At 69.3% G+C, this 18,949-nt stretch carries 16 protein-coding genes; 9 read left to right on the forward strand and 7 right to left on the reverse strand.

Going from position 1 to position 18,949, the window contains the following annotated elements; genetic code table 11:
- Window positions 1–79 precede the first annotated feature (79 nt).
- The gene (locus VGZ32_RS20100; RefSeq protein WP_326887652.1) at window positions 80–1,657 is read right to left on the reverse strand and encodes an acyl-CoA carboxylase subunit beta; all 1,578 of its coding nucleotides are present in this window, start codon (window positions 1,655–1,657) and stop codon (window positions 80–82) included.
- Between the two features lie 117 nt (window positions 1,658–1,774).
- On the opposite strand from VGZ32_RS20100, the gene VGZ32_RS20105 reads away from it, so the two are divergent.
- From VGZ32_RS20105 to VGZ32_RS20115, 3 genes are all read left to right on the forward strand, one after another.
- The gene (locus tag VGZ32_RS20105) at window positions 1,775–2,806 is read left to right on the forward strand and encodes a biotin--[acetyl-CoA-carboxylase] ligase (protein WP_326887653.1); all 1,032 of its coding nucleotides are present in this window, start codon (window positions 1,775–1,777) and stop codon (window positions 2,804–2,806) included.
- A 113-nt stretch (window positions 2,807–2,919) separates the two neighbouring features.
- A complete protein-coding gene (locus tag VGZ32_RS20110) occupies window positions 2,920–3,432 on the forward strand; it encodes a PH domain-containing protein (protein WP_326887654.1) in 513 nt (170 codons plus the stop codon).
- A 435-nt stretch (window positions 3,433–3,867) separates the two neighbouring features.
- Complete coding sequence (locus VGZ32_RS20115) at window positions 3,868–5,607, forward strand: sensor domain-containing diguanylate cyclase (protein WP_326887655.1); 1,740 nt, start codon at window positions 3,868–3,870, stop codon at window positions 5,605–5,607.
- Between the two features lie 42 nt (window positions 5,608–5,649).
- Here VGZ32_RS20115 and VGZ32_RS28815 read toward each other — a convergent pair whose 3' ends face one another.
- Entirely contained in the window at window positions 5,650–5,925 is a 276-nt protein-coding gene (locus VGZ32_RS28815) for a transcriptional regulator (RefSeq protein WP_349263678.1), read from the reverse strand.
- A gap of 280 nt (window positions 5,926–6,205) precedes the next feature.
- Complete coding sequence (locus VGZ32_RS20125; RefSeq protein ID WP_349263679.1) at window positions 6,206–6,709, reverse strand: MarR family transcriptional regulator; 504 nt, start codon at window positions 6,707–6,709, stop codon at window positions 6,206–6,208.
- Window positions 6,710–6,960: 251 nt separating this feature from the next.
- On the opposite strand from VGZ32_RS20125, the gene VGZ32_RS20130 reads away from it, so the two are divergent.
- Complete coding sequence (locus tag VGZ32_RS20130; RefSeq protein WP_326887658.1) at window positions 6,961–7,785, forward strand: methyltransferase domain-containing protein; 825 nt, start codon at window positions 6,961–6,963, stop codon at window positions 7,783–7,785.
- Between the two features lie 70 nt (window positions 7,786–7,855).
- Here VGZ32_RS20130 and VGZ32_RS20135 read toward each other — a convergent pair whose 3' ends face one another.
- The 3 genes from VGZ32_RS20135 to VGZ32_RS20145 all read right to left on the reverse strand — a co-directional run bounded on the left by VGZ32_RS20135 (window position 7,856) and on the right by VGZ32_RS20145 (window position 11,033).
- Entirely contained in the window at window positions 7,856–8,500 is a 645-nt protein-coding gene (locus tag VGZ32_RS20135; RefSeq protein WP_326887659.1) for a TetR/AcrR family transcriptional regulator, read from the reverse strand.
- A 90-nt stretch (window positions 8,501–8,590) separates the two neighbouring features.
- On the reverse strand, window positions 8,591–9,571 hold the full coding sequence (locus VGZ32_RS20140; RefSeq protein ID WP_326887660.1) for an acyl-CoA desaturase: 981 nt from the start codon (window positions 9,569–9,571) through the stop codon (window positions 8,591–8,593).
- A gap of 274 nt (window positions 9,572–9,845) precedes the next feature.
- Window positions 9,846–11,033, reverse strand: a complete 1,188-nt coding sequence (locus tag VGZ32_RS20145) for a winged helix-turn-helix domain-containing protein (RefSeq protein WP_326887661.1) — start codon at window positions 11,031–11,033, stop codon at window positions 9,846–9,848.
- Between the two features lie 526 nt (window positions 11,034–11,559).
- Here VGZ32_RS20145 and VGZ32_RS20150 point away from each other — a divergent pair.
- The gene (locus VGZ32_RS20150) at window positions 11,560–13,005 is read left to right on the forward strand and encodes an NAD(P)/FAD-dependent oxidoreductase (RefSeq protein WP_326887662.1); all 1,446 of its coding nucleotides are present in this window, start codon (window positions 11,560–11,562) and stop codon (window positions 13,003–13,005) included.
- A gap of 156 nt (window positions 13,006–13,161) precedes the next feature.
- Window positions 13,162–14,490: a cyclopropane-fatty-acyl-phospholipid synthase family protein gene (locus VGZ32_RS20155; protein WP_326887663.1), complete on the forward strand. Its 1,329-nt coding sequence runs from the start codon at window positions 13,162–13,164 to the stop codon at window positions 14,488–14,490.
- A gap of 7 nt (window positions 14,491–14,497) precedes the next feature.
- Here VGZ32_RS20155 and VGZ32_RS20160 read toward each other — a convergent pair whose 3' ends face one another.
- Window positions 14,498–15,418 carry a DMT family transporter gene (locus tag VGZ32_RS20160; RefSeq protein WP_326887664.1) on the reverse strand — a complete coding sequence of 307 codons (921 nt, stop codon included), beginning with the start codon at window positions 15,416–15,418 and terminating at the stop codon, window positions 14,498–14,500.
- Window positions 15,419–15,532: 114 nt separating this feature from the next.
- Here VGZ32_RS20160 and VGZ32_RS20165 point away from each other — a divergent pair, with 114 nt between their 5' ends.
- The 3 genes from VGZ32_RS20165 to VGZ32_RS20175 all read left to right on the forward strand — a co-directional run bounded on the left by VGZ32_RS20165 (window position 15,533) and on the right by VGZ32_RS20175 (window position 18,379).
- Window positions 15,533–16,075: a DUF1990 domain-containing protein gene (locus VGZ32_RS20165; RefSeq protein WP_326887665.1), complete on the forward strand. Its 543-nt coding sequence runs from the start codon at window positions 15,533–15,535 to the stop codon at window positions 16,073–16,075.
- Window positions 16,076–16,130: 55 nt separating this feature from the next.
- On the forward strand, window positions 16,131–16,952 hold the full coding sequence (locus tag VGZ32_RS20170; RefSeq protein ID WP_326887666.1) for a hypothetical protein: 822 nt from the start codon (window positions 16,131–16,133) through the stop codon (window positions 16,950–16,952).
- A gap of 65 nt (window positions 16,953–17,017) precedes the next feature.
- Complete coding sequence (locus tag VGZ32_RS20175; protein ID WP_326887667.1) at window positions 17,018–18,379, forward strand: hypothetical protein; 1,362 nt, start codon at window positions 17,018–17,020, stop codon at window positions 18,377–18,379.
- Window positions 18,380–18,949: the final 570 nt, after the last annotated feature.

The following is an 18,949-nucleotide window of genomic DNA, read 5'->3' on the forward strand; positions in this document are numbered from 1 at the left end:
CTTCCACTGTCGCCTCCGCCCTTCCTCCTATTGCCGTCGCGGTCACGCCCGCCGCCCCGCCCGTCTGTTTCTCGCCGGGTTACAGCGGGATGTTCCCGTGCTTCTTCGGCGGCAGCTCCGCCCGCTTGGTGCGCAGGGTCCGCAGCGCCCGCGCCACGAACGCACGCGTCTGCGACGGCTCGATCACCGAGTCCACATAGCCACGCTCGGCGGCGATGTACGGGTTCATCAGCGTGTCTTCGTAAGCGGTGATCAGCTCGTTGCGGAGGGCCGCCGGGTCTTCGGCCGCCGCGAGCTCGCGCTTGTTCAGCACGTCCACCGCGCCCGGCGCGCCCATGACCGCGAATTGCGCCGTCGCCCACGCGACGTTGATGTCCGCGCCGAGGTGCTTGGAACCCATCGCGTCATAGGCACCGCCGAACGCCTTACGCGTGACCACCGTGACCATGGGCACCGTCGCCTCGGCATAGGCGTACAGCAGCTTCGCGCCGCGCCGGATGATGCCGTTCCACTCCTGCGCGACACCCGGCACGAACCCAGGCACGTCCACGAACGTCAGCACCGGGATGTTGAACGCGTCACAGGTGCGGATGAACCGCGCGGCCTTCTCCGACGCGTCGATGTCCAGGCAGCCGGCCTTCTGGATCGGCTGGTTGGCCACCACGCCCACCGACCGGCCCTCCACCCGCCCGAACCCGACGACCATGTTCTGCGCGAACAGCGGCTGCACCTCGAGGAAGTCGCCGCCGTCGAGCACGTGCTCGATGACCCGGTGCATGTCGTACGGCTGGTTCGCCGAGTCCGGGATCAGGGAGTCGAGCTCCAGGTCCTCCGCGGTGGTCGACAGGTCGTCGTCCACGTCGAAGACCGGGGGGTCCTCCAGGTTGTTCTGCGGCAGGAAGGACAACAGGCTCTTGACGTACTCGATCGCGTCCTTCTCGTCCGCCGCCTGGTAGTGCGCGTTGCCGGACTTCGTGTTGTGCGTGTGTGCCCCGCCCAGCTCCTCGTGGCCGACGACCTCGCCGGTGACCGCCTTGATCACGTCCGGCCCGGTGATGTACATATTCGAGGTCTGGTCGACCATCACCACGAAGTCGGTCAGCGCCGGCGAGTACACCGCGCCGCCTGCCGCCGGCCCCACGATCAGCGAGATCTGCGGGACGACGCCGGACGCGTGGACGTTGCGCCGGAAGATCTCGCCGAACGCGCCGAGGGCGACCACGCCCTCCTGGATCCGCGCCCCGCCGCCGTCGTTGAACCCGACCACGGGGCAGCCGATCTTCATCGCCAGGTCCATGACCTTGCAGATCTTCTCGCCGTTGACCTCGCCCAGCGACCCGCCGTAGATGGTGAAGTCCTGCGAGAACACGCACACCGGGCGGCCATCCACGGTGCCGTAGCCGGTGACCATGCCGTCGGTGTAGGGCCGGTTCTTCTCGATGCCGAAGCTCGTCGACCGGTGCCTGGCCAGCTCGTCGAGCTCCTGGAACGAGCCCTCGTCCAGCAGCAGCTCGATCCGCTCGCGCGCGGTCAGCTTGCCCTTGGCGTGCTGCTTCTCGACGGCCCGGGCCGAACCCGCGTGCACCGCCTCGTCCAGGTGCTCGCGCAGCAGGGCGAGCTTGCCCGCCGTGGTGTGGATGTCGATCGGTTCGGCCATCGTCGTTCGTAAACTCCCATAGGGCGAGAAAAGGAGCCTCCCGTCGGCTGCGCTGGATGAGGGCTACGCCGTCCAGGGGCTATGGCCAATATAAGCGGTCCGCCTAGGCTTGAGCTCATGACCTCTGTCTACAACGATCTCGACCGTCCGCCGTTGAACGAGCACAGCTTGCAACGTGCGCTGATGGTTCCCGGGGGGTTCGTCTCCGCGCTGCGGGTGCTGCCAGAGATCGACTCGACGAACACCGCCCTGCTCGCCGCCGCCGTCGACGGCGCGCCGCACGGCTCCGTGATCGTCGCCGAGGAGCAGACGTCCGGCCGCGGCCGCCTCGGCCGGACCTGGACCGCTCCGGCCCGCTCCGGGCTCTTCCTTTCCATCCTGGTGCGCCCGAAGGTGCCGCAGGACCGGCTCGGCTGGCTGCCGCTGCTCGCCGGGGTCGCGGCCCAGTCCGCGGTGCACCGGGTCGCCGAGCTCGACGTCTCGCTGAAATGGCCGAACGACCTGATCGTGCCGGGCGAGGACAAGGGCGCGGGCTACGGCGCGGGCCGCAAGCTCGGCGGCATCCTGTGCCAGCGCGGCCCCGGCGAGCGCGCGAGCGCCGAGAAGCCCGACGAGGAGGGCTCCGAGAAGTTCGAGTCCGACAAATTCGGCGCGGACAAGCCGCTCGCCGACAAACCCCTCGCCGATAAGCCGTTGGCCGACAAGCCTCTGGCGGATAAGCCGCTCGCTGAGGGCGAAGCCGTCCCCGACACCGACGGCGTGGCTGAAACAGCGACGGTCGTGGTCGGCATCGGCTTGAACGTGACGCTGCGCACCGACGAGCTCCCCGCCCCGCACGCCACCTCGATCGCGCTGGCCGGGGGATCCGTCACCGACCGTGACACGCTGCTACGGGCGCTGCTTCGCGATTTCGGGTCCTGCTACGCCTCGTGGGTCGCCGCCGACGGCGACCCGGAGCGCAGCGGCCTGGCCGCCGCCTACCGCACCGCGTGTTCGACCCTTGGCACCCCGGTGCGGGCCGAAATGCCAGGCGGCGGCGAGGTTTCCGGCCGCGCGGAGGCCATCGACCCGGCCGGCCGGCTGGTCGTGGTGGCCGACGATGGCGGTCGGATGCCAATCGGCGCCGGAGATGTTGTGCACTTGCGATGAAGTGGGTAATAGCGCGCGGTCAGCCGAACGTGCCAGGATTCGCCCATACACAATGAGCGGCGGCCGGCGCCGCGCCGGACCTGCGCCGCCACGATGAGGGGACGAGGACTGTCATGGGGTATCCCACGCGGCTGCTCAGTGAGGGCGAGCGCATCGACCTCCAACTGCGGCCCCACTGGAAGGCCCTGGTGGCGCCGGTCGGCACGCTGATCGTGACCGTGGGGGCGGGTTCCTTCCTGGCGGCGATCGCGCCGTCCGGCGGCGCGCAGAAGCCGATCTGGATCGCGATAGCCGTGGTCGCGGTGGTGATCCTGTTCTGGTTCGCCCTGCGGCCCTGGATCACCTGGCTGAACACCAATTACGTCGTCACCAACCGCCGGCTGATCATCCGGCTCGGCTTCATACACCGGGTCGGCCGGGACATCCCGCTGGAGAAGGTCAACGACGTGTCCTTCCGGCACGACTCGATCCTGGACCGGATGCTCGGCTGCGGCACGCTCGTGGTCGAGTCGGCCGGTGAGCACGGTCAGGTGCTGCTGGACGACATCCCGCACGTCGAGGAGACCCAGCGGGAGGTCGCCACACTGATCAGCGGCGACCCGGTGGCACGGGTGCGCCAGAGCTGAACCGGGGCGGGCACCGGGGTGGCCGCCGCGTTCGGCGCGGCGGCTCGTGCGGACCCCCGGTCCAGGCCGCGGACGCGGCGCCGATCTCTGACGGCGACGACGATCGCGGGAAACGGGTATTGTTGCACTCCGTACGCCACCGGATGCGGCCGGTGGCGTGGAGGGTGGCCTACTGTCCTCCCTTTCGTCACTGAAGGCCCCGCCGACCCCATCCGAACCTCCGATTCGAACTCCACCAACACCGGACCACCACCTTCGCAGTCCCGTCCGGTGCGGTCCCCGGGCCGCACCGCCGCCCCGGTCGGATCGTCCATTTGCCGGGGCCAGTCCCCTACCCTCTCTCTACGCAAGCAGGTGAGTCAGGTCACCGGAGCGCATGACGTCGCAAGACCGCGGCCGGGCGCGGAAGCCCACGCCGCGGCCCGCCTTCGAGCGTTGACCGCCTTCGCGAAGTCGATGGCTGCGGCGCACTCGGTGGAAGACGTCATACGTATTGCGGCTCGTGAGGCGCAGCGGGACCTGCGCGCGGCGGTGGCGTCGATCTCGGTGTGGGAGCGGGCCACCGGGCGGCTGCGGGTGCTGGCGAACCACGGTCGGCTGGCGCCGGGGGAGTCGGCGTTTCCGAAGGACGAGTCGTACCCGGTGTCCGACTTCCCGGCGATCCTGCTGAGCGAGGACGACCTGGGTCCGTGGATCCAGGTCGCCGACGACGAGTACGGCGACCCGAAGCGGGTGGCGATGCTGCGGCGGCGCAACCGGCACTGCGCGCTGATCGCCCCGATCGTGTTCAACGGCCGAGCCTGGGGCGAGCTGCTCGCGGCGCGCACCGTGGACCAGCCGACCTACGACCGCGAGGACGTCGACTTCGCCGCGGCGCTGACCGCGCAGATAGCCGCCGGGCTGGCCAAGGCCGACCATGTGCGGCAGATCGAGCGGCTGGCCTACACCGACCAGCTGACCGGGCTGGCGAACCGCCGTTCCTTCGACGCGCGCCTCGACGCGGCGATCGACCGGCACACCGCGGACGGGACCGTGGTCTCGCTCATCGTCTGCGACGTCAACGGGCTCAAGCGGATGAACGACGGACACGGCCACGACCACGGCGACGCGCTGCTCGTCCAGTTGGCCGGGGTGATGTCCGCGGCGGCGGCAATGCTGCCCGGCTCGCTGGCGGCGCGGCTGGGCGGCGACGAGTTCTGTGTGCTGATCGAGGGTTACGGCGCCGACGACGCGGTGCGCGTGGCCGAGGAGCTGTGCAACCTCGCTCTGACCGTGCGCGGCGGCGAGGGCGTGGCCTGCGGTGTCGCCTCGACCGGCGACCGGATCGGCGACGTGACGACCCGCGACCGGCTCTTCCGGCTGGCCGACGCGGCGCAGTACCGGGCGAAGCGCTCGCGGTCGCTGCATCCGGTGGTGGCCGGGCGCGGGCAGCCGCCGGACGCCGCCGTGCTCGCCGTTCCGTCGCTGCGGCCCGCGCCGTTGGTAGGTGTCGCGATGGGGGCCGGGACAGCTGGACAGGTGTCCACGGTGCCGGATCGTCGGGCGTTCCGGGGCCGGATCGGCATCGCGGTGGAGTCACTGCTCGCAGAGGCGTTCGCGGCGCTGGACGCCGAGGCGGGCCGGGGCGAGGGCGCAGCTACGGTGGACCGGGTGGAGATCGTGGCCGACGTGGTCGCGCGCGGGCTCGACGCGGCGTCCTGGTACATCTACCGCAAGCAAGACCCCTCGGACGTGCTCTCGGTGGCGCGCTACTCCGTGTACCGGACGCCCGCCGAACCGGGTGAGACCGGTGACGACGAGCTGGACTCGGTCGCCTTCGCGCAGCAGCCGGTCGGGCCGGAGTTCTTCGCGGGGCTCGACGAGGTGCTGATGGCCAGCGGGGGCTACCTGGAGCTGGCTGAACTGGTCGCCGCCGACCGGGAGCGTGAACGCGACACGGAGAGCGGACGCGAGGACGTGGCGCCCGGCGACGCCGTCCTGGGCGTCGGGGGTGACCTGCCGTCCGGAGCGGCGCGCCTAGCCGCGGCGGGCTACACCGGGGCGCTCACCATAGGCACCACGGCCCCGGATAAGTCGCACTGGCTCGTGGTCGTGCTCTTGGACGCGATATCCCGGCCACCGGCCCCGGCGGCGCCGGTGCTGCGTGCGCTGCTCGCTGCCGCGCTTCTGCGTTAGTTGGGTGCGTTAGCCGTTAGCCGTTAGCCGGACCGCGCCGCGTTAGCAGGGCTGTCCGTCGCGCAGCGCGAGGGTGAGCAGTCCGGGGAAGCGGCGCTCGAACTCCTCCCGCCGCAGCCGGTTGGCCCGCTTGGCTCCGACGTCGCGCTGCTCAAGCAGCCCGGCCGCGCGCAGCACCGCGAAGTGGTGGCTCAGCGCCGCCTTGCCGATCGGCACGTCGAAGCTGCTGCAGGTGTGCTCCCAGTCGGCCGCGTCCGCGAGCTCGCGGATCAGGTGCAGCCGCATCGGGTCGGCGAGGGCTGCGAGGGCGGTGGTCAGTGAGACGTCGTCAGGATGCGTGTGCTCAGGCGCCGTGCGGTGGCCGTGGGCTTGATGCGCGGGGCCGGACGGCTGGGCTTCGGCTGCTACGCCAGCCCGCGTCTTCTCGTCAGCCCGCGCTTCGTGCGCGCCCTGGCCACCTTCATGTTCCCCGCCCCATTCGCTGCGTGATACCCGCCCGGACGCGGTCACGGCCGACATGACCCCTTCCTTCCTCGCCTCGCCGTCACTTGTTCGATATCCATCGTACACTGCGGACGGGAGATTTGGGGGCCTTGCGTCACGCCGTGTCGAAGGGCAGCGTCAGCGTGCGCAGAAGGTCGGCCAGCTCTCCAAGCCGCTCCGGCGACAGCGCGGCCAGCAGTTCCCGCTCGTTCTTCAGCAGGCCGACCAGCGCGGCGTCGGCCAGTTCCCGCCCCGCGTCGGTCAGCCGTACCAGCACGCCGCGCCGGTCGCTCGGGTCGGGGCCGCGCACGACCAGGCCCTTCGCGGCGAGCCGATCGATCCGGTTGGTCATCGTGCCCGAGGTGACGAGGGTCTGGGTGAGCAGTTGGCCGGGGGAGAGCTGGTAGGGCGGTCCGGTGCGGCGCAGCGCGGACAGCACGTCGAACTCCCAGGGCTCGAGCCCGTGGTCGGCGAACGCGGTCCGGCGGGCCCGGTCGAGATGGCGGGCCAGACGAGTGATCCGGCTGAGCACCTCCAGCGGGCGCACGTCGAGGTCGGGGCGCTCCCGGCGCCAGGCGGCGACGAGGCGGTCCACCTCGTCCTGCGTCACCCCGTTCATCGGGGCCATGTCCGCCATCCGTTCCCCTGCCGCATCGAAGACACATCATCAGACCGCACCGCGCAGACGTCGGCGCGTGCGCACCAACACGCGAGACAGCGCTGCAACCGGAGATCGCTTTCCGCGGCCGCCGCAGCGCGCCCTTCTGGATCAGCCTATCAAGACACTTGATGCCAAGCATCTTGACGTCAAGATAGTCGTCTGTCAGGATCTCCCCGGTATCTTGATGTCGAGAGAAATTTGGAGGGGCCATGCCCGCGCCACAGTCCACGACCTGGGACCCGGACCGCTATCTGCGCTTCGCCGACCAGCGCGCCCGCCCCTTCCACGACCTGATCGCCCGGATCGGCGCCGACGCCCCGGCGCGCGTCGTGGATCTCGGCTGCGGACCCGGCAACGTCACCGCCCTGCTCGCCGACCGCTGGCCCGACGCCGCCGTCCTCGGCCTCGACAGTTCCGCCGAGATGATCGAGGCCGCCCAGAGCCGCGCCCGGACCGAGGGGACCGGACCCGGCAGCCTCGAATTCCGCCGCGCCGACCTGCGCGACTGGCGATCCCAAGAGCCGGTGGACGTCGTCGTCACCAACGCCACCCTGCAATGGGTTCCCGGCCACCTCAACCTGCTGACTGACCTGCTTAAGCAGATCGCCCCGGGTGGTTGGTTCGCGATGGGCGTCCCCGGCAACTTCACTGCGCCCTCGCACGCCCTGCTCACCGACCTCCAGCGATCCGAGCGCTGGGCGGCGCACTTCACCGGAGCCGAGTTCCGCCCGATGTCGCACGAACCGGCCGAATATCTGCGTGCATTGACCGACGCCGGCGCGGACGCCGAAGTCTGGGAGACCACGTACTACTACGTCGTGGACGGAGAGAACGGCGTTCTGGACTTCGTCTCATCCACGGCGTTGCGTCCGGTCCTCGCCGAACTCGGCGGCGCCGACTCAGCCGACGCAAAGGCATTCACGGACGCCTATGCCGACGTGCTGCGCGTCGCCTACCCGCCCACTGTCATGCACGGCCACACCGTTCAGATCCTGCCTTACCGCCGGATCTTCGCCGTGGCGCGCCGCGTCTAAGGCGCTTGGGCAGCCCGAACCGGAACGCACACGGCACCAGCCGCCGTTCTGCGCCCCGCTCCGACCCGCGTCAGCTGATGCGCTTGCGGGTGAGCAACCGGGGCTCGTGCTCCAGCCCGGAAAGGCCGTTCCAGGCCAGGTTCACCAGGTGCGTGGCCACCTCGTCCCGGCTCGGCTGCTGTGCGTCCAGCCACCACTGGCCGGTCAGCGCCACCATGCCGACGAGCATCTGGGCGTACATCACGGCCAGCGCCGGGTCGTAGCCGCGGCGGGAGAACTCGCCGCCCAGCAGGTGTTCGACCCGCCCGGCGATGTCGCTGATCAGGGAGGCGAAGTTGCCGGTGGACTGGGCCACCGGCGAGTCGCGCACCAGGATCCGGAAGCCGTCGCTGTGCTGCTCCACGTATTCCAGCAGGGCGAGGGCGGCCTGCTCGATCAGCTCCCTCGGGTGCCCGGAGGTCAGCGCGGAGGTGACCATGTCGAGCAGGGTCCGCATCTCGCGGTCCACCACGACCGCGTAGAGCCCCTCCTTGCCGCCGAAGTGCTCGTACACCACCGGCTTGGACACCCCGGCCTTGGCCGCGATCTCCTCCACGCTCGTCGCGTCGAAGCCCCGCTCGGCGAACAGCGCCCGACCGACCTCCAGCAGTTGCTCGCGCCGCTCCTTGCCGGTCATCCGGGTGCGGTGCGGCGCACCATTCGCCTGGGTGGTCATCCCGCCATAATGCCCCACGTCGGTGACAATCAGCCCGCGCTGCACCGCACTGTGCCGCACCAGTGGGCCGACGCGGCGGGGTCGGCCGCGTCACATCGCGCGGCGGGCCTCCACCCGGGCCACCGACGGCCAGCGCACGTCGCGGACCCAGCCGAACTTCTCGAACAGCCAGATCACCCGGGCGCTCGAGTCGACCTGGCCGCGCAGCACCCCGTGCCGCGCCGAGGTCGGGTCCGCGTGGTGCAGGTTGTGCCAGGACTCGCCCATCGAGAGCACCGCCAGCCACCACACGTTTCCGGACTTGTCCCGCGAGTCGAACGGCCGCTCGCCGATCGCGTGGCAGATCGAGTTGATCGACCAGGTCACGTGGTGGAGCAGCGAGATGCGCACCAGCGTGCCCCAGAAGAACGCGGTCGCCGCGCCCTGCCAGGACCACGACCACAGCCCGCCGATCAGCGGGGGCAGCAGCAGCGAGGCGGCCACCAGCCCCGGGAACGCCCGCGACACCCGCAGGATGGCCCGGTCCCTGAGCAGGTCGGGCGCGTACTGCTTCTGGTCGGTCTGCTCGACGTCGAACAGCCAGCCCATGTGCGCGAAGATCAGACCCTTGATCAGCGCGGCGAGGTTGGTGCCGTACCGCCAGGGGGAGTGCGGGTCGCCTTCCTTGTCCGAGTACTTGTGGTGGCGCCGGTGGTCGGCCACCCAGCGGATCACCGGACCCTCGACCGCGAGCGAGCCGGCGATCGCCAGGGCCACCCGCAGCGCCCGCACCGCCTTGAACGAGCGGTGCGTGAACAGACGGTGGAAGCCGACGGTGACTCCGTGCCCGGACACCGCGTACATCAAGGCGGCAATCACCACATCGTGCCAGCCGAGCCCCCAGCCCCAGGCCACCGGCACGGCGGCCACCAGCGCGATAAACGGCACCCCGACGAACAACGCGATCGCCACGCGCTCCTTGGCGGTCTGGCGCAGGCCGGTCAGCGTGCCGGCGCTGCCCTCCTCGCCGGTATCGGGTCCGGTGGCGGGGCGCGCCGCGGCCGCGGCGGGAACGGCGGGGGACATGGTCATCGGCGTATCGGATCCTTCTGTCGGACGGCGGGGGATTCTGGGATTGTTACGACACAACGGGGCCCTACGCTTCCGTAAGTTACGGTCGCGTAGGTGATCCGGCAAGTGCCGTATACCCCGTGCGGACGCCCCGACGCACGGTGGCGTTCCCCGTTCGGGGACCACGTGGGGTGAATGTACGGCTCCGCCCTTACGTACGGCACGGTTGGAGCGATTTCGCGGTTCAGCGCACGATTTCCCGCCGAAGCATCCGCTACAGCAGCGCCCAAGGCGCCTACGAGAGAGCCAAAGCGCCGTGCAGCGTAGCGGCCAGTCGTGGCGGCTCGACCGTCTCCACGCGCACCGCGTCGCAGCCGACCCACGCCGACGCTTCGAGCAGTGCCCGCGCCATCGGCTCCACCGCTGCCGCTGTGGCGAGAGTGACCTGACGGGCTATCAGTGTCTTGCCCTCGCGCGCCGGATCGGCCCGGCCGACCAGCTTTCCGCCGCTGAGCAACGGCATCGAGAAGTAGCCGTGCACCCGCTTGGCCTTCGGCACGTACGCCTCGAGCCGGTGGGTGAATCCGAACATCCGCTCGGTGCGCGCCCGAAACCAGATCAGCGAGTCGAAGGGGGACAGCAGCGTCGTGCGATGGCGCCCGCCGAGCCCGGCCTCGAGGGCTGCCAGCGCCTCGGGATCGGCCCACGCCTTCTGGTCCCAGCCGGTCACCTCCACCGGCACCAGCCCGGCCTCCTCCGCCAGGCCGGCGAACTGTGCCACGCTCTGCTGGGTCTTCAGCCGGTAGTAGTCGAGCAGGTCCGCCTTCGTCCCGACGCCGAGGGCCTTACCCGCCAGCGCGACCATCCGCACCCGGCAGGCGTGATCGTCCATGTCGTCGTGCAGCAGATGCCCCGGTATCGCCCGCTCCGGCAGATCGTAGACCCGCCGCCAGCCGCGCCGCTCGACGCACACCACCTCCCCGCTCGCCAGCAGGTGCTCCACGGCCACCTTCGCTTCGGACCAGTCCCACCAGCCCGGCGTCCGGCGAGCACCCCCGAGTTCGGTCGTGGTCAACGGTCCTTCGTCGGCCAACCGCCCCAGGATCTCGGCCTTCGCCTGGACGCCGGCGCTGTGGTTCCACGCCCCGTCCCGGTCCCGATACTTTCGCCTGCGCACGGCCATCATCGGCCACTCCTCGACCGGGAGGACGCAGGCCGCGTGGGACCAGTACTCGAAGGTGCGTGCCGCGCCCGGCTCGTGCGACCAGTAGGCGGAGTGCACCGCGTCCCGGCCGATCGATCCAAGGCGGGCGAACGGGACCAGTTCCTGGGACCGGGCCAGCACCGAGATGGTGTCCAGTTGTACCGCCCCGAGCTTGCGCAGCACCCCCGGCACACCGGAGCGCCGGTCCGCGGCTCCCAGCAGGCCCTGCGCGCGCAGCGCTGCGCTCCTCGCCTCATCCGCGGACAGAGTGGTTCCCATGGTCTGGACATTAGCTGGACGTTCCGACAGAACTGCGGCCCGCGATCATGTCCGTCGGCGGTGCGGTCCGCGGACGGCACGTAAGTGCCGCGTCACCTTGCTGTGATTGAGGAGCCAGCCATCGCAACGATATGACTACAACCTGACCGCAGCCCGGGCAGACCTGGCACCCGATTTTGCATTCGGCGCAACCGCCGGACAGGCATCTCACCAGCGGTGTCACCGCTCATCCAGCCTGCCGACGCTCAGAGCCGAGCGACCGCCGGTTGACAGGCTGTGTCGTTCGACGGCCCGTCAGGTACACAGCGCCAGAGGACCCCGGCCGCGAGCGCTGTGGCTCGCGTCATATAATCGTCAGGTAAACGAGCGACAGATATCTCGTGGGAAGCGATTGTGACACTTCCCACCCCGCGACCTGGTGCCCCATCGCCGTGGCTATGCGTCGAGGACCGCAGGCAAGCCACACCACTCAGCTAAGCGATGGATGAGTCAATAGGACGCGTCGAAGGAACGTGAGTGAGCCCACATGACTAATGCGCTTACCCCTGCCCCCACAGCCTCCAACATCCCCCCGCGGATCCTCGTCGTGGGCGGCGGCTACGTCGGGATGTACACGGCCCAGCGGATCCTGAAGAACCTCAAGCGCGGAGAGGCGACCGTCACCGTGGTCGACCCCCGCCCCTACATGACTTACCAGCCGTTCCTGCCTGAGGCAGCGGCCGGTTCCATAGCCCCTCGCAACATCGTCGCCCCGCTGCGGCGTGTGCTGAAGGGCCGCAACGCCGAGGTGATCACCGGCCGGGTCGTCTCGGTCGACCACGCGCGCAAGGCGGCGACGATCGCCCCGAACATCGGCGACGCGTACGAGCTGTCCTTCGACGAACTCGTCGTCGCTGTCGGCTCCGTGCCGCGCACCCTGCCGATCCCCGGCCTGGCCGAGCACGGCATCGGCTTCAAGCAGGTCGAAGAGGCCATCAGCCTGCGCAACCACGTGATCGGGCAGATCGACCTGGCCGACTCCATCAAGGACCCGGCGCTCCGCCGCAAGGCCCTGACGTTCGTCTTCGTCGGCGGCGGGTTCGCCGGCGTCGAGGCGATCGCCGAGATGGAGGACATGGCCCGGGACGTGTGCAAGTGGTACACCAACGTCGAGCCCGAGGACATGCGCTGGCTGCTGGTCGAGGCGGCCGACCGGATCCTGCCCGAGGTCGGTCCCGAGCTCGGCGTGTGGACCGCGGAGGAGCTGCGCAAGCGCGGCATCCAGGTCAAGATGCAGACCTTCCTGAACTCCTGCGTCGACAACCACGTCGTGCTGTCCGACGGCACCGAGCTGGACGCCTCCACCGTCGTGTGGACCGCCGGCGTCAAGCCGAACCCGGTCGTCGAGCATCTCGGCGTGCCGCTCGGTCCGAAGGGCCACGTGGACGCGCAGGCCAACCTCCGGGTGACCGGCCTGCAGCACGCATGGGCTGCGGGCGACTGTGCACAGGTGCCGGACCTGACCAAGGGCGCCGGTAACTGGTGCTCCCCGTCCGCGCAGCACGCCGTGCGCCAGGCCAAGCGCCTCGCCGAGAACATCGTCGCGGCGCTGCGCGGCAAGGCTGTCGAAGACTACGTGCACAAGCACGTGGGCTCCGTCGCCGGCCTCGGCATCGGCAAGGGCGTAGCCAATGTTTATGGCATGAAGTTGCGCGGCTGGCCGGCCTGGCTGATGCACCGCGCCTACCACGTGAGCCGGGTGCCTACGTTCAACCGCAAGGTTCGCGTGTGCATGGACTGGGCACTGGCCGGCTTCTTCCGCCGCGAGGCGGTCTCGCTGACGTCCTTCGAGAACCCGCGTGAGAAGTTCACCGAGGTGGCCGTTCCGAGAGCGCTGCCGGCTCAGGCGCCGAGCACTGCCTCTGAGGCGTTCGCTGCTTCTGGGACGAACACTCACGTGAAGGCGCCGGAGAAGGAAACGGCCGCCGCCTGAACCTAGGCCAGGGCACCGGCCACAACCACAACCGGTGCGGCGACGATCACTCAGCGCTGCCCGGCCTCTCCCGCATGAGCCGAACGAGTGTGCGGCGATCCGAAGTTCGCGTGGTTTTTACTGCGTGATCCCACCGGTCGCCGCAGAATAGGTCTCATGAGTGTTGTGGAGGCCGGGCAGTCGCTCGTCGTGGACCCGCTTCGCTGGCCGGACCTGGTGCGGGTGCCGCCCGCCGGGATCAAGGCGAGGATGGCGCGGCGTTTCTTCGCCCGCATCGTGGCGCGGCTGCCGCTGCGCGTCGTCGGCCCGTCCGGGCGTCGGCTCGGCGGGGGCGGCGGCCCGGACTCGCCGGTCATGCAGCTGCTGCGGCCGGCTGAGTTCTTCGCCCGGCTCGGCACCGACGGCCTGATCGGCTTCGGCGAGGCGTATCAGTGCGGCGCTTGGGACACCGAGGACCTGGCCGGGGTGCTCAGGGTGTTCGCGCAGCGGCTGATCGAGCTCGCCCCGCACCGGATCCCGCGCAAGATCCGCTCGCTCTACAACGCGCGGGTGCCCACGGCGGAGGATGCCGACCTCCCCGGCGCCGTGCGCAACGTCGAGCGGCACTACGACCTGTCCAATGATTTGTTCGAACTCTTCCTCGACGAGTCGATGACGTACTCCTCGGCGCTGTTCGGTCCGCAACTGGCGGCCACCGGATACCCCGACCCCGAACCCGACGCGGACCCGGAGCACCCGGACGAGTTGCGCGGCGTCGCCCTGCGCGACGCCCAGATGCGCAAGGTCGACTCGATCCTCGACGCGGCCGGGGTGCACGAGGGCTCGCGAGTCCTGGAGATCGGCTCCGGCTGGGGCGCACTGGCGATGCGCGCGGCCGGGCAGCGGGGCGCGACCGTCACGACGCTGACCCTCTCCCGCGAGCAGAAGGCCCTGGCAGAGGCGCGCATCGCCGCGGCGGGCCTGAGCGACCGGATCGAGGTGCGGTTCGCCGACTACCGTGAGGCCGGACCGCCGGCGGACGGCCTCTGCTACGACGCGGTGGTGTCGGTGGAGATGATCGAGGCGGTCGGGGAGAAGTACCTGCCCGACTACTTCCAGTCGATCGACCGGCTGCTGGCTCCCGGCGGCCGCGCGGCGATCCAGGCGATCACCATGGCCCATCAGCGGATGCTGGCCGTGCGCACGTCGTACACCTGGCTGCAGAAGTACATCTTCCCCGGAGGGCTGATCCTCTCCGTGCAGGCGATGGAGCAGGCCGCCCGCGCCCGCACCCGGCTGCGACTGGTGCGCCGGCTCGACTTCGGCGAGGACTACGCGCAGACCCTGCGGACCTGGCGCGAACGGTTCGACGCCCGCTGGCCCGCCGCCCGCGCCCTCGGGTTCGACGACGTCTTCCGCCGCACCTGGCGCTACTACCTCGCGTCCTGCGAGGCCGCGTTCGGGACCGGGTACCTCGGGGTCTCCCAGCTCACCTTCGCCCGCTGACCACGGATCACGCGGCCGTCTCGCACACCTCCTCGGCCGCCGGTGCGGCCGGGGCGACCTCGGCGACATTCCCGCCGGCCGGCTTCCTCGTCGACAACCAGCACCCCGCGACGATCAACGGGAAGCCGACCGCGATCCCCGCGGTGAACGGCTCGCCGAGCACGATCATGCCCAGCACCACCGCGACCGCCGGGTTGACGAAGGTGATGATCGTCGAGCGGACCGGCCCGACCTCCGCGATCAGCAGGAAGAACAGCAGGAACGCCGCCGCCGTGCACACCACGCCGAGCACCGCGATCGCGCTGAGCGACGCGGCCGACGGCACGGTGTGCGGGTGGGTGAAAATGGCCGCGGGCAGGTAGGCCACGGCGACCGTGGTCAGCGCGAGCGAGAGCACTGCCAGGCTCGGCACGCCGGACAGATAGCGGTCGGCGATGATCGGAGCGGTGGCATAGCCGACCGCGACCAGCAGCACCTCGCCCATGCGCGGCGCCGATGCCGAGCCGAGATCCAAGCCCATGACCGCGACGACCCCGCCGACGCCGACGAGCAGCCCGAGCAGCCGGGTGCGGTCCAGCGCGGAGCGGTCGCCGAGCCGCCATACGATGATCGTGCTGATCAGCGGGACCGCGGCGATGAGCAGGCCGGACAGGCTGCTGCTGATGTGCTCCTCGGCATCGTTGAGGAACAGCCAGGGCAGCCCGATCTCCAGCACGGTGAACGCCAGCAAGGGCCGCCACAAATGCAGCGTCGGCCGCACCAGCCCGCGGCGCAGCGCGATCGGCAGCAGGATCGACGCGGCGATCGCGGTCCGGCAGAACACCAGGAACGGCGCGCTGACGCCCTCGAGCGCCACCTTGATGAACAGGTATGGAATACCCCAGATCACCGACATCGTGCTGAAAAGCAGCCAGCCCCGCTTCGACACGTAACTCCCCTCCAATCTCTGTGCATGTTACTTCGCGGCGCCGACAGCAAACAGCCGTGCAACCTCCGGACGCCCGCCATGAGACCCTCGCTGCAAGGAGGGAGCCGCCACCCCATGACCGACCCCATCCATTCTGATCACGCCCACCCCCACTTCACCTACCCCGAACTCGCCGCCACCCGCGATCCCTCCGCCCTCCCACCCGGCTACAACCACCTCCACCACCGCGCCGCAATCGGCACCGGTCGCCGCGCTTTCACAGTCGCCGGTTCCGCTGTCGTCGAATGGCGCATGCACGAGGGGATGCACGTCCGCCCGAAAGCCGACGCCCCTCGCGCGGAGCCCGGAGTCAGCCTCACCCTCACCCTCGGTGCGTGGCCGCTGAGCGTCACCGCTCCGTGCCGCGTCGTCTGGACTGTCGACACCGACCGCGCCATCGGGTTCGCATACGGCACCCTGCCCGGCCACCCCGAGCGAGGCGAGGAAGCCTTCCTGGTCGAACTCGCCGATGACGGCACGGTCCACTTCACCATCACAGCGTTCAGCAGGCCGGGCGCCTGGTACACCCAAGCGGCAGGTCCCGTTGTGCCGGTGCTCCAACGCGCTTATGCACGCGCATGCGCCAAGGTCCTTCGCCGCGTCGTCTCTCGCGCTTAAGCGCGACCGGAACCGCTACGGGAACCACTCACCCCATCCCCGCGTCCTTGCCCGCGTGACGACTAGCGCCGCGACGACGACAAGCCGCCTCCGCTCCTCGCTCTCGACCGTTGAGCGACACCCGCTGAGCAAGGTCCCAGAAGTCACCCTGTACTTCTGGATCACCAAAGTGCTTACGACCGGCATGGGCGAGACGGCGTCGGACTTCCTCACCCGCGTCTTCGGGAACATCCCAGCCGTCGGTCTTGGCGCCATCCTGTTCGCGGCGTCCCTCGTCCTCCAGTTCCGCGCGCGCCGTTACGTGGCGTGGATCTACTGGACGACGGTCGTCATGGTCAGCGTGTTCGGCACGATGTGCGCCGACGTGCTGCATGTGGGCCTCGGCATCCCGTACGCCGTGTCCACCACCTTCTTCGCAGCGGCCCTGACCGTGGTCTTCGTGGTCTGGTACCGGGTCGAGGGGACGCTGTCGATCCACAGCATCCACACCCCCCGCCGCGAGCTCTTCTACTGGCTGACCGTGGTGACGACCTTCGCCCTGGGCACCGCCGCGGGAGACCTGACCGCGACGACCCTCGGCCTCGGCTACTTCTCCTCCGGCGTGATGTTCGCCGTCGTGATCGCGGTCCCGGCGCTCGCGCACTGGAAGCTCGGCCTCGGCTCGATCGCAGCATTCTGGTTCGCGTACGTCGTCACCCGCCCCCTCGGTGCGTCCTTCGCCGACTGGATGGCGGTGTCCAAGGCCCGCGGCGGCCTCAACATGGGCCTCGGCCCGACGACCCTGGCCTGGAGCGTCCTGATCCTCGCCTTCGTCGTCTACCTCGGCGTCACGCGCACCGACGTCGAAGGCGCCCAACGCCCGGCCCACGCCCGCTGACCGCACCACCTTCGCGCACGCCACCCCGTCCGATAGCCCGCGCCCTCTCCCGCTCTGCTGTACCCGTGAAGCTGGCCTTGGAAATCCGGCTGGCGGCGGCTGACGAGGACAACCCGGCTCTTGGCGTGTCGATCTCGGGGACTGGCGGATTGACCCTCGAAGCGACCTACAACACGCCACCCGCGACCCCGACGGACTTGTACGCGGACTATCTATCCTGTGAGAGGACACCTGAGAAGGCGTCGTACCTCGGAGACCCGTCACCCACGCTCGTCGCAAAGCTCTCTGACGCGGATCCGGGCGACGTCTTGCTCACCGGGGATTTCGCCATCTGGCCGGCCGACCACCCGGACCAGCGGTTCGAATTCCGGCAGCACTATCTCCTGAACGGCAGATTCGGAGGCGGCCCGGTCCCCGAGAGGCTCGCCGACGGCGTCACCTATGGGTGGCAAGTGCGTGCCGACGACGGGACGGACACGTCAGCCTGGTCGAAGACTTGCTGTTTCACGGTCGACGTGACGCAACCGGCGGCCCCTGTGGTGGCTTCGTCGAACTACCCGCCGAACGTGCTCAACCCGGGCGGTGTTCCGGTGGACTTCACTTTCACGCCCAACGGCTCGACCGATGTGATCGGATACCAGTTCTCCTGGAACAACGGCGGTGGAAACGTGATCGTTTGGGGCCATGGCCCCGACGGCACCCCGATCCCGCCGAATCCCTTCGCAGACACGCAGACAACTGTGAAGGCTAAGCGCAACGGCACGGTGACCGTGAGCCTTATCCCGCCACCGACAGGGTTCGACACGATTTACGTCCAGAGCATCGACCACGCATTCAACACGTCACCGATTACGCAGTACGCGTTCTACTTCGCCGACACGGCCCCGACCATCACGCCCTTGTCGACCTCGCAGTTCGACACCCCGGTAACGTTGAAGCTGGCCCCGAACCCGGCGGTCGGCAAGGTCCTCAGCTACACGGTTGAAGACAACGGCGGCACGCCTCAGACAATCGCCGCCGGAACAGGCGGAACCGCCACCGTCACTGTCACGCTCAACGCAATCTACGGTAACGACATCACTGTGGCGAGCAACAGTGCGAACGGCTGGGTAAGCTCCGACGCCGACTTCCGCCAGTACTTCGACACGACGCCAACGGTGACTTCCGCCGACTATCCAGAAGGGGCGACAAGTGGCGGCGTCGGTATCCCAGGCACGTTCAATTTCGCGGAAAGCATCCCGCACACGGCGTCGTTCACGTACCAATTCGACGGAGAACCCGCGGTCACCATCCCGGCCGCCACGGACGGCACAGCCCAAGTGACCTGGGCACCGACGTTCAGCGGCTTCCACGTCCTCAACGTGTACGGAACCACGGCTGATGGCATCAACATGCAGCCGTACTACTTTATCTTCTTCGTGAACTGACCGCCCGACAACAGAAGACAAGAGACAGCAAACAGCAATCGAGCCGCCCCGCGTCTAGTGACACTCCGTCCGGACGCGGGGCGGCTCATGTCTGTGGAGGCGACGCGCCGACTCTCAGCGCAATCACCCGCGCCGCGCCTGTGCACCTTCAGGTCTCCCGGAACCGCTGGCGAGCCACCGATCCACACGCGATCGTCCGGCCGCCTAGTCGTCCGCGTCCGCTGCGGACATCCGTGTATCGGGGCTGAATGACACTGAACATGGGGCCAAAGATCATCGGTGGGCGCATTGATTCCACGTGCGTCGACGTTCGATCTGTTGCGGTCTGGACTTCGTGACCGCAATCCGCGGAGCGGTCAACACACGGCGTCGCGGGATGCCCGTCGCCGCGGCGCCAGATCACAACAAAACATCTCAAACTCACCTAGCGCCGCAGCAGCGCAAGGCACTCGCGCGGATCAGGCGTAGAGGTGCGCCTATACCCCTTGACCCGCCGCCAGGTGAACGCTACGTTTCCCCATCGCAAAGCAATTTCACAGGCATGACTTTACTTCATATACGTGAACAAGC

The organism is Actinocrinis sp., assembly GCF_035938995.1.
Taxonomy (GTDB): domain Bacteria; phylum Actinomycetota; class Actinomycetes; order Streptomycetales; family Catenulisporaceae; genus DASZGI01.

Coding starts and splice junctions, on each gene's coding strand:
- VGZ32_RS20105 (WP_326887653.1), top strand. CDS start 1,775: ATGACCTCTGTCTACAACGATCTCGACCGTCCGCCGTTGAACGAGCAC.
- VGZ32_RS20145 (WP_326887661.1), bottom strand. CDS start 11,033: ATGGGAACCACTCTGTCCGCGGATGAGGCGAGGAGCGCAGCGCTGCGC.
- VGZ32_RS20155 (WP_326887663.1), top strand. CDS start 13,162: ATGAGTGTTGTGGAGGCCGGGCAGTCGCTCGTCGTGGACCCGCTTCGC.
- VGZ32_RS20110 (WP_326887654.1), top strand. CDS start 2,920: ATGGGGTATCCCACGCGGCTGCTCAGTGAGGGCGAGCGCATCGACCTC.
- VGZ32_RS20125 (WP_349263679.1), bottom strand. CDS start 6,709: ATGAACGGGGTGACGCAGGACGAGGTGGACCGCCTCGTCGCCGCCTGG.
- VGZ32_RS20165 (WP_326887665.1), top strand. CDS start 15,533: ATGACCGACCCCATCCATTCTGATCACGCCCACCCCCACTTCACCTAC.
- VGZ32_RS20140 (WP_326887660.1), bottom strand. CDS start 9,571: ATGACCATGTCCCCCGCCGTTCCCGCCGCGGCCGCGGCGCGCCCCGCC.
- VGZ32_RS20130 (WP_326887658.1), top strand. CDS start 6,961: ATGCCCGCGCCACAGTCCACGACCTGGGACCCGGACCGCTATCTGCGC.
- VGZ32_RS20150 (WP_326887662.1), top strand. CDS start 11,560: ATGACTAATGCGCTTACCCCTGCCCCCACAGCCTCCAACATCCCCCCG.
- VGZ32_RS20100 (WP_326887652.1), bottom strand. CDS start 1,657: ATGGCCGAACCGATCGACATCCACACCACGGCGGGCAAGCTCGCCCTG.
- VGZ32_RS20135 (WP_326887659.1), bottom strand. CDS start 8,500: ATGACCACCCAGGCGAATGGTGCGCCGCACCGCACCCGGATGACCGGC.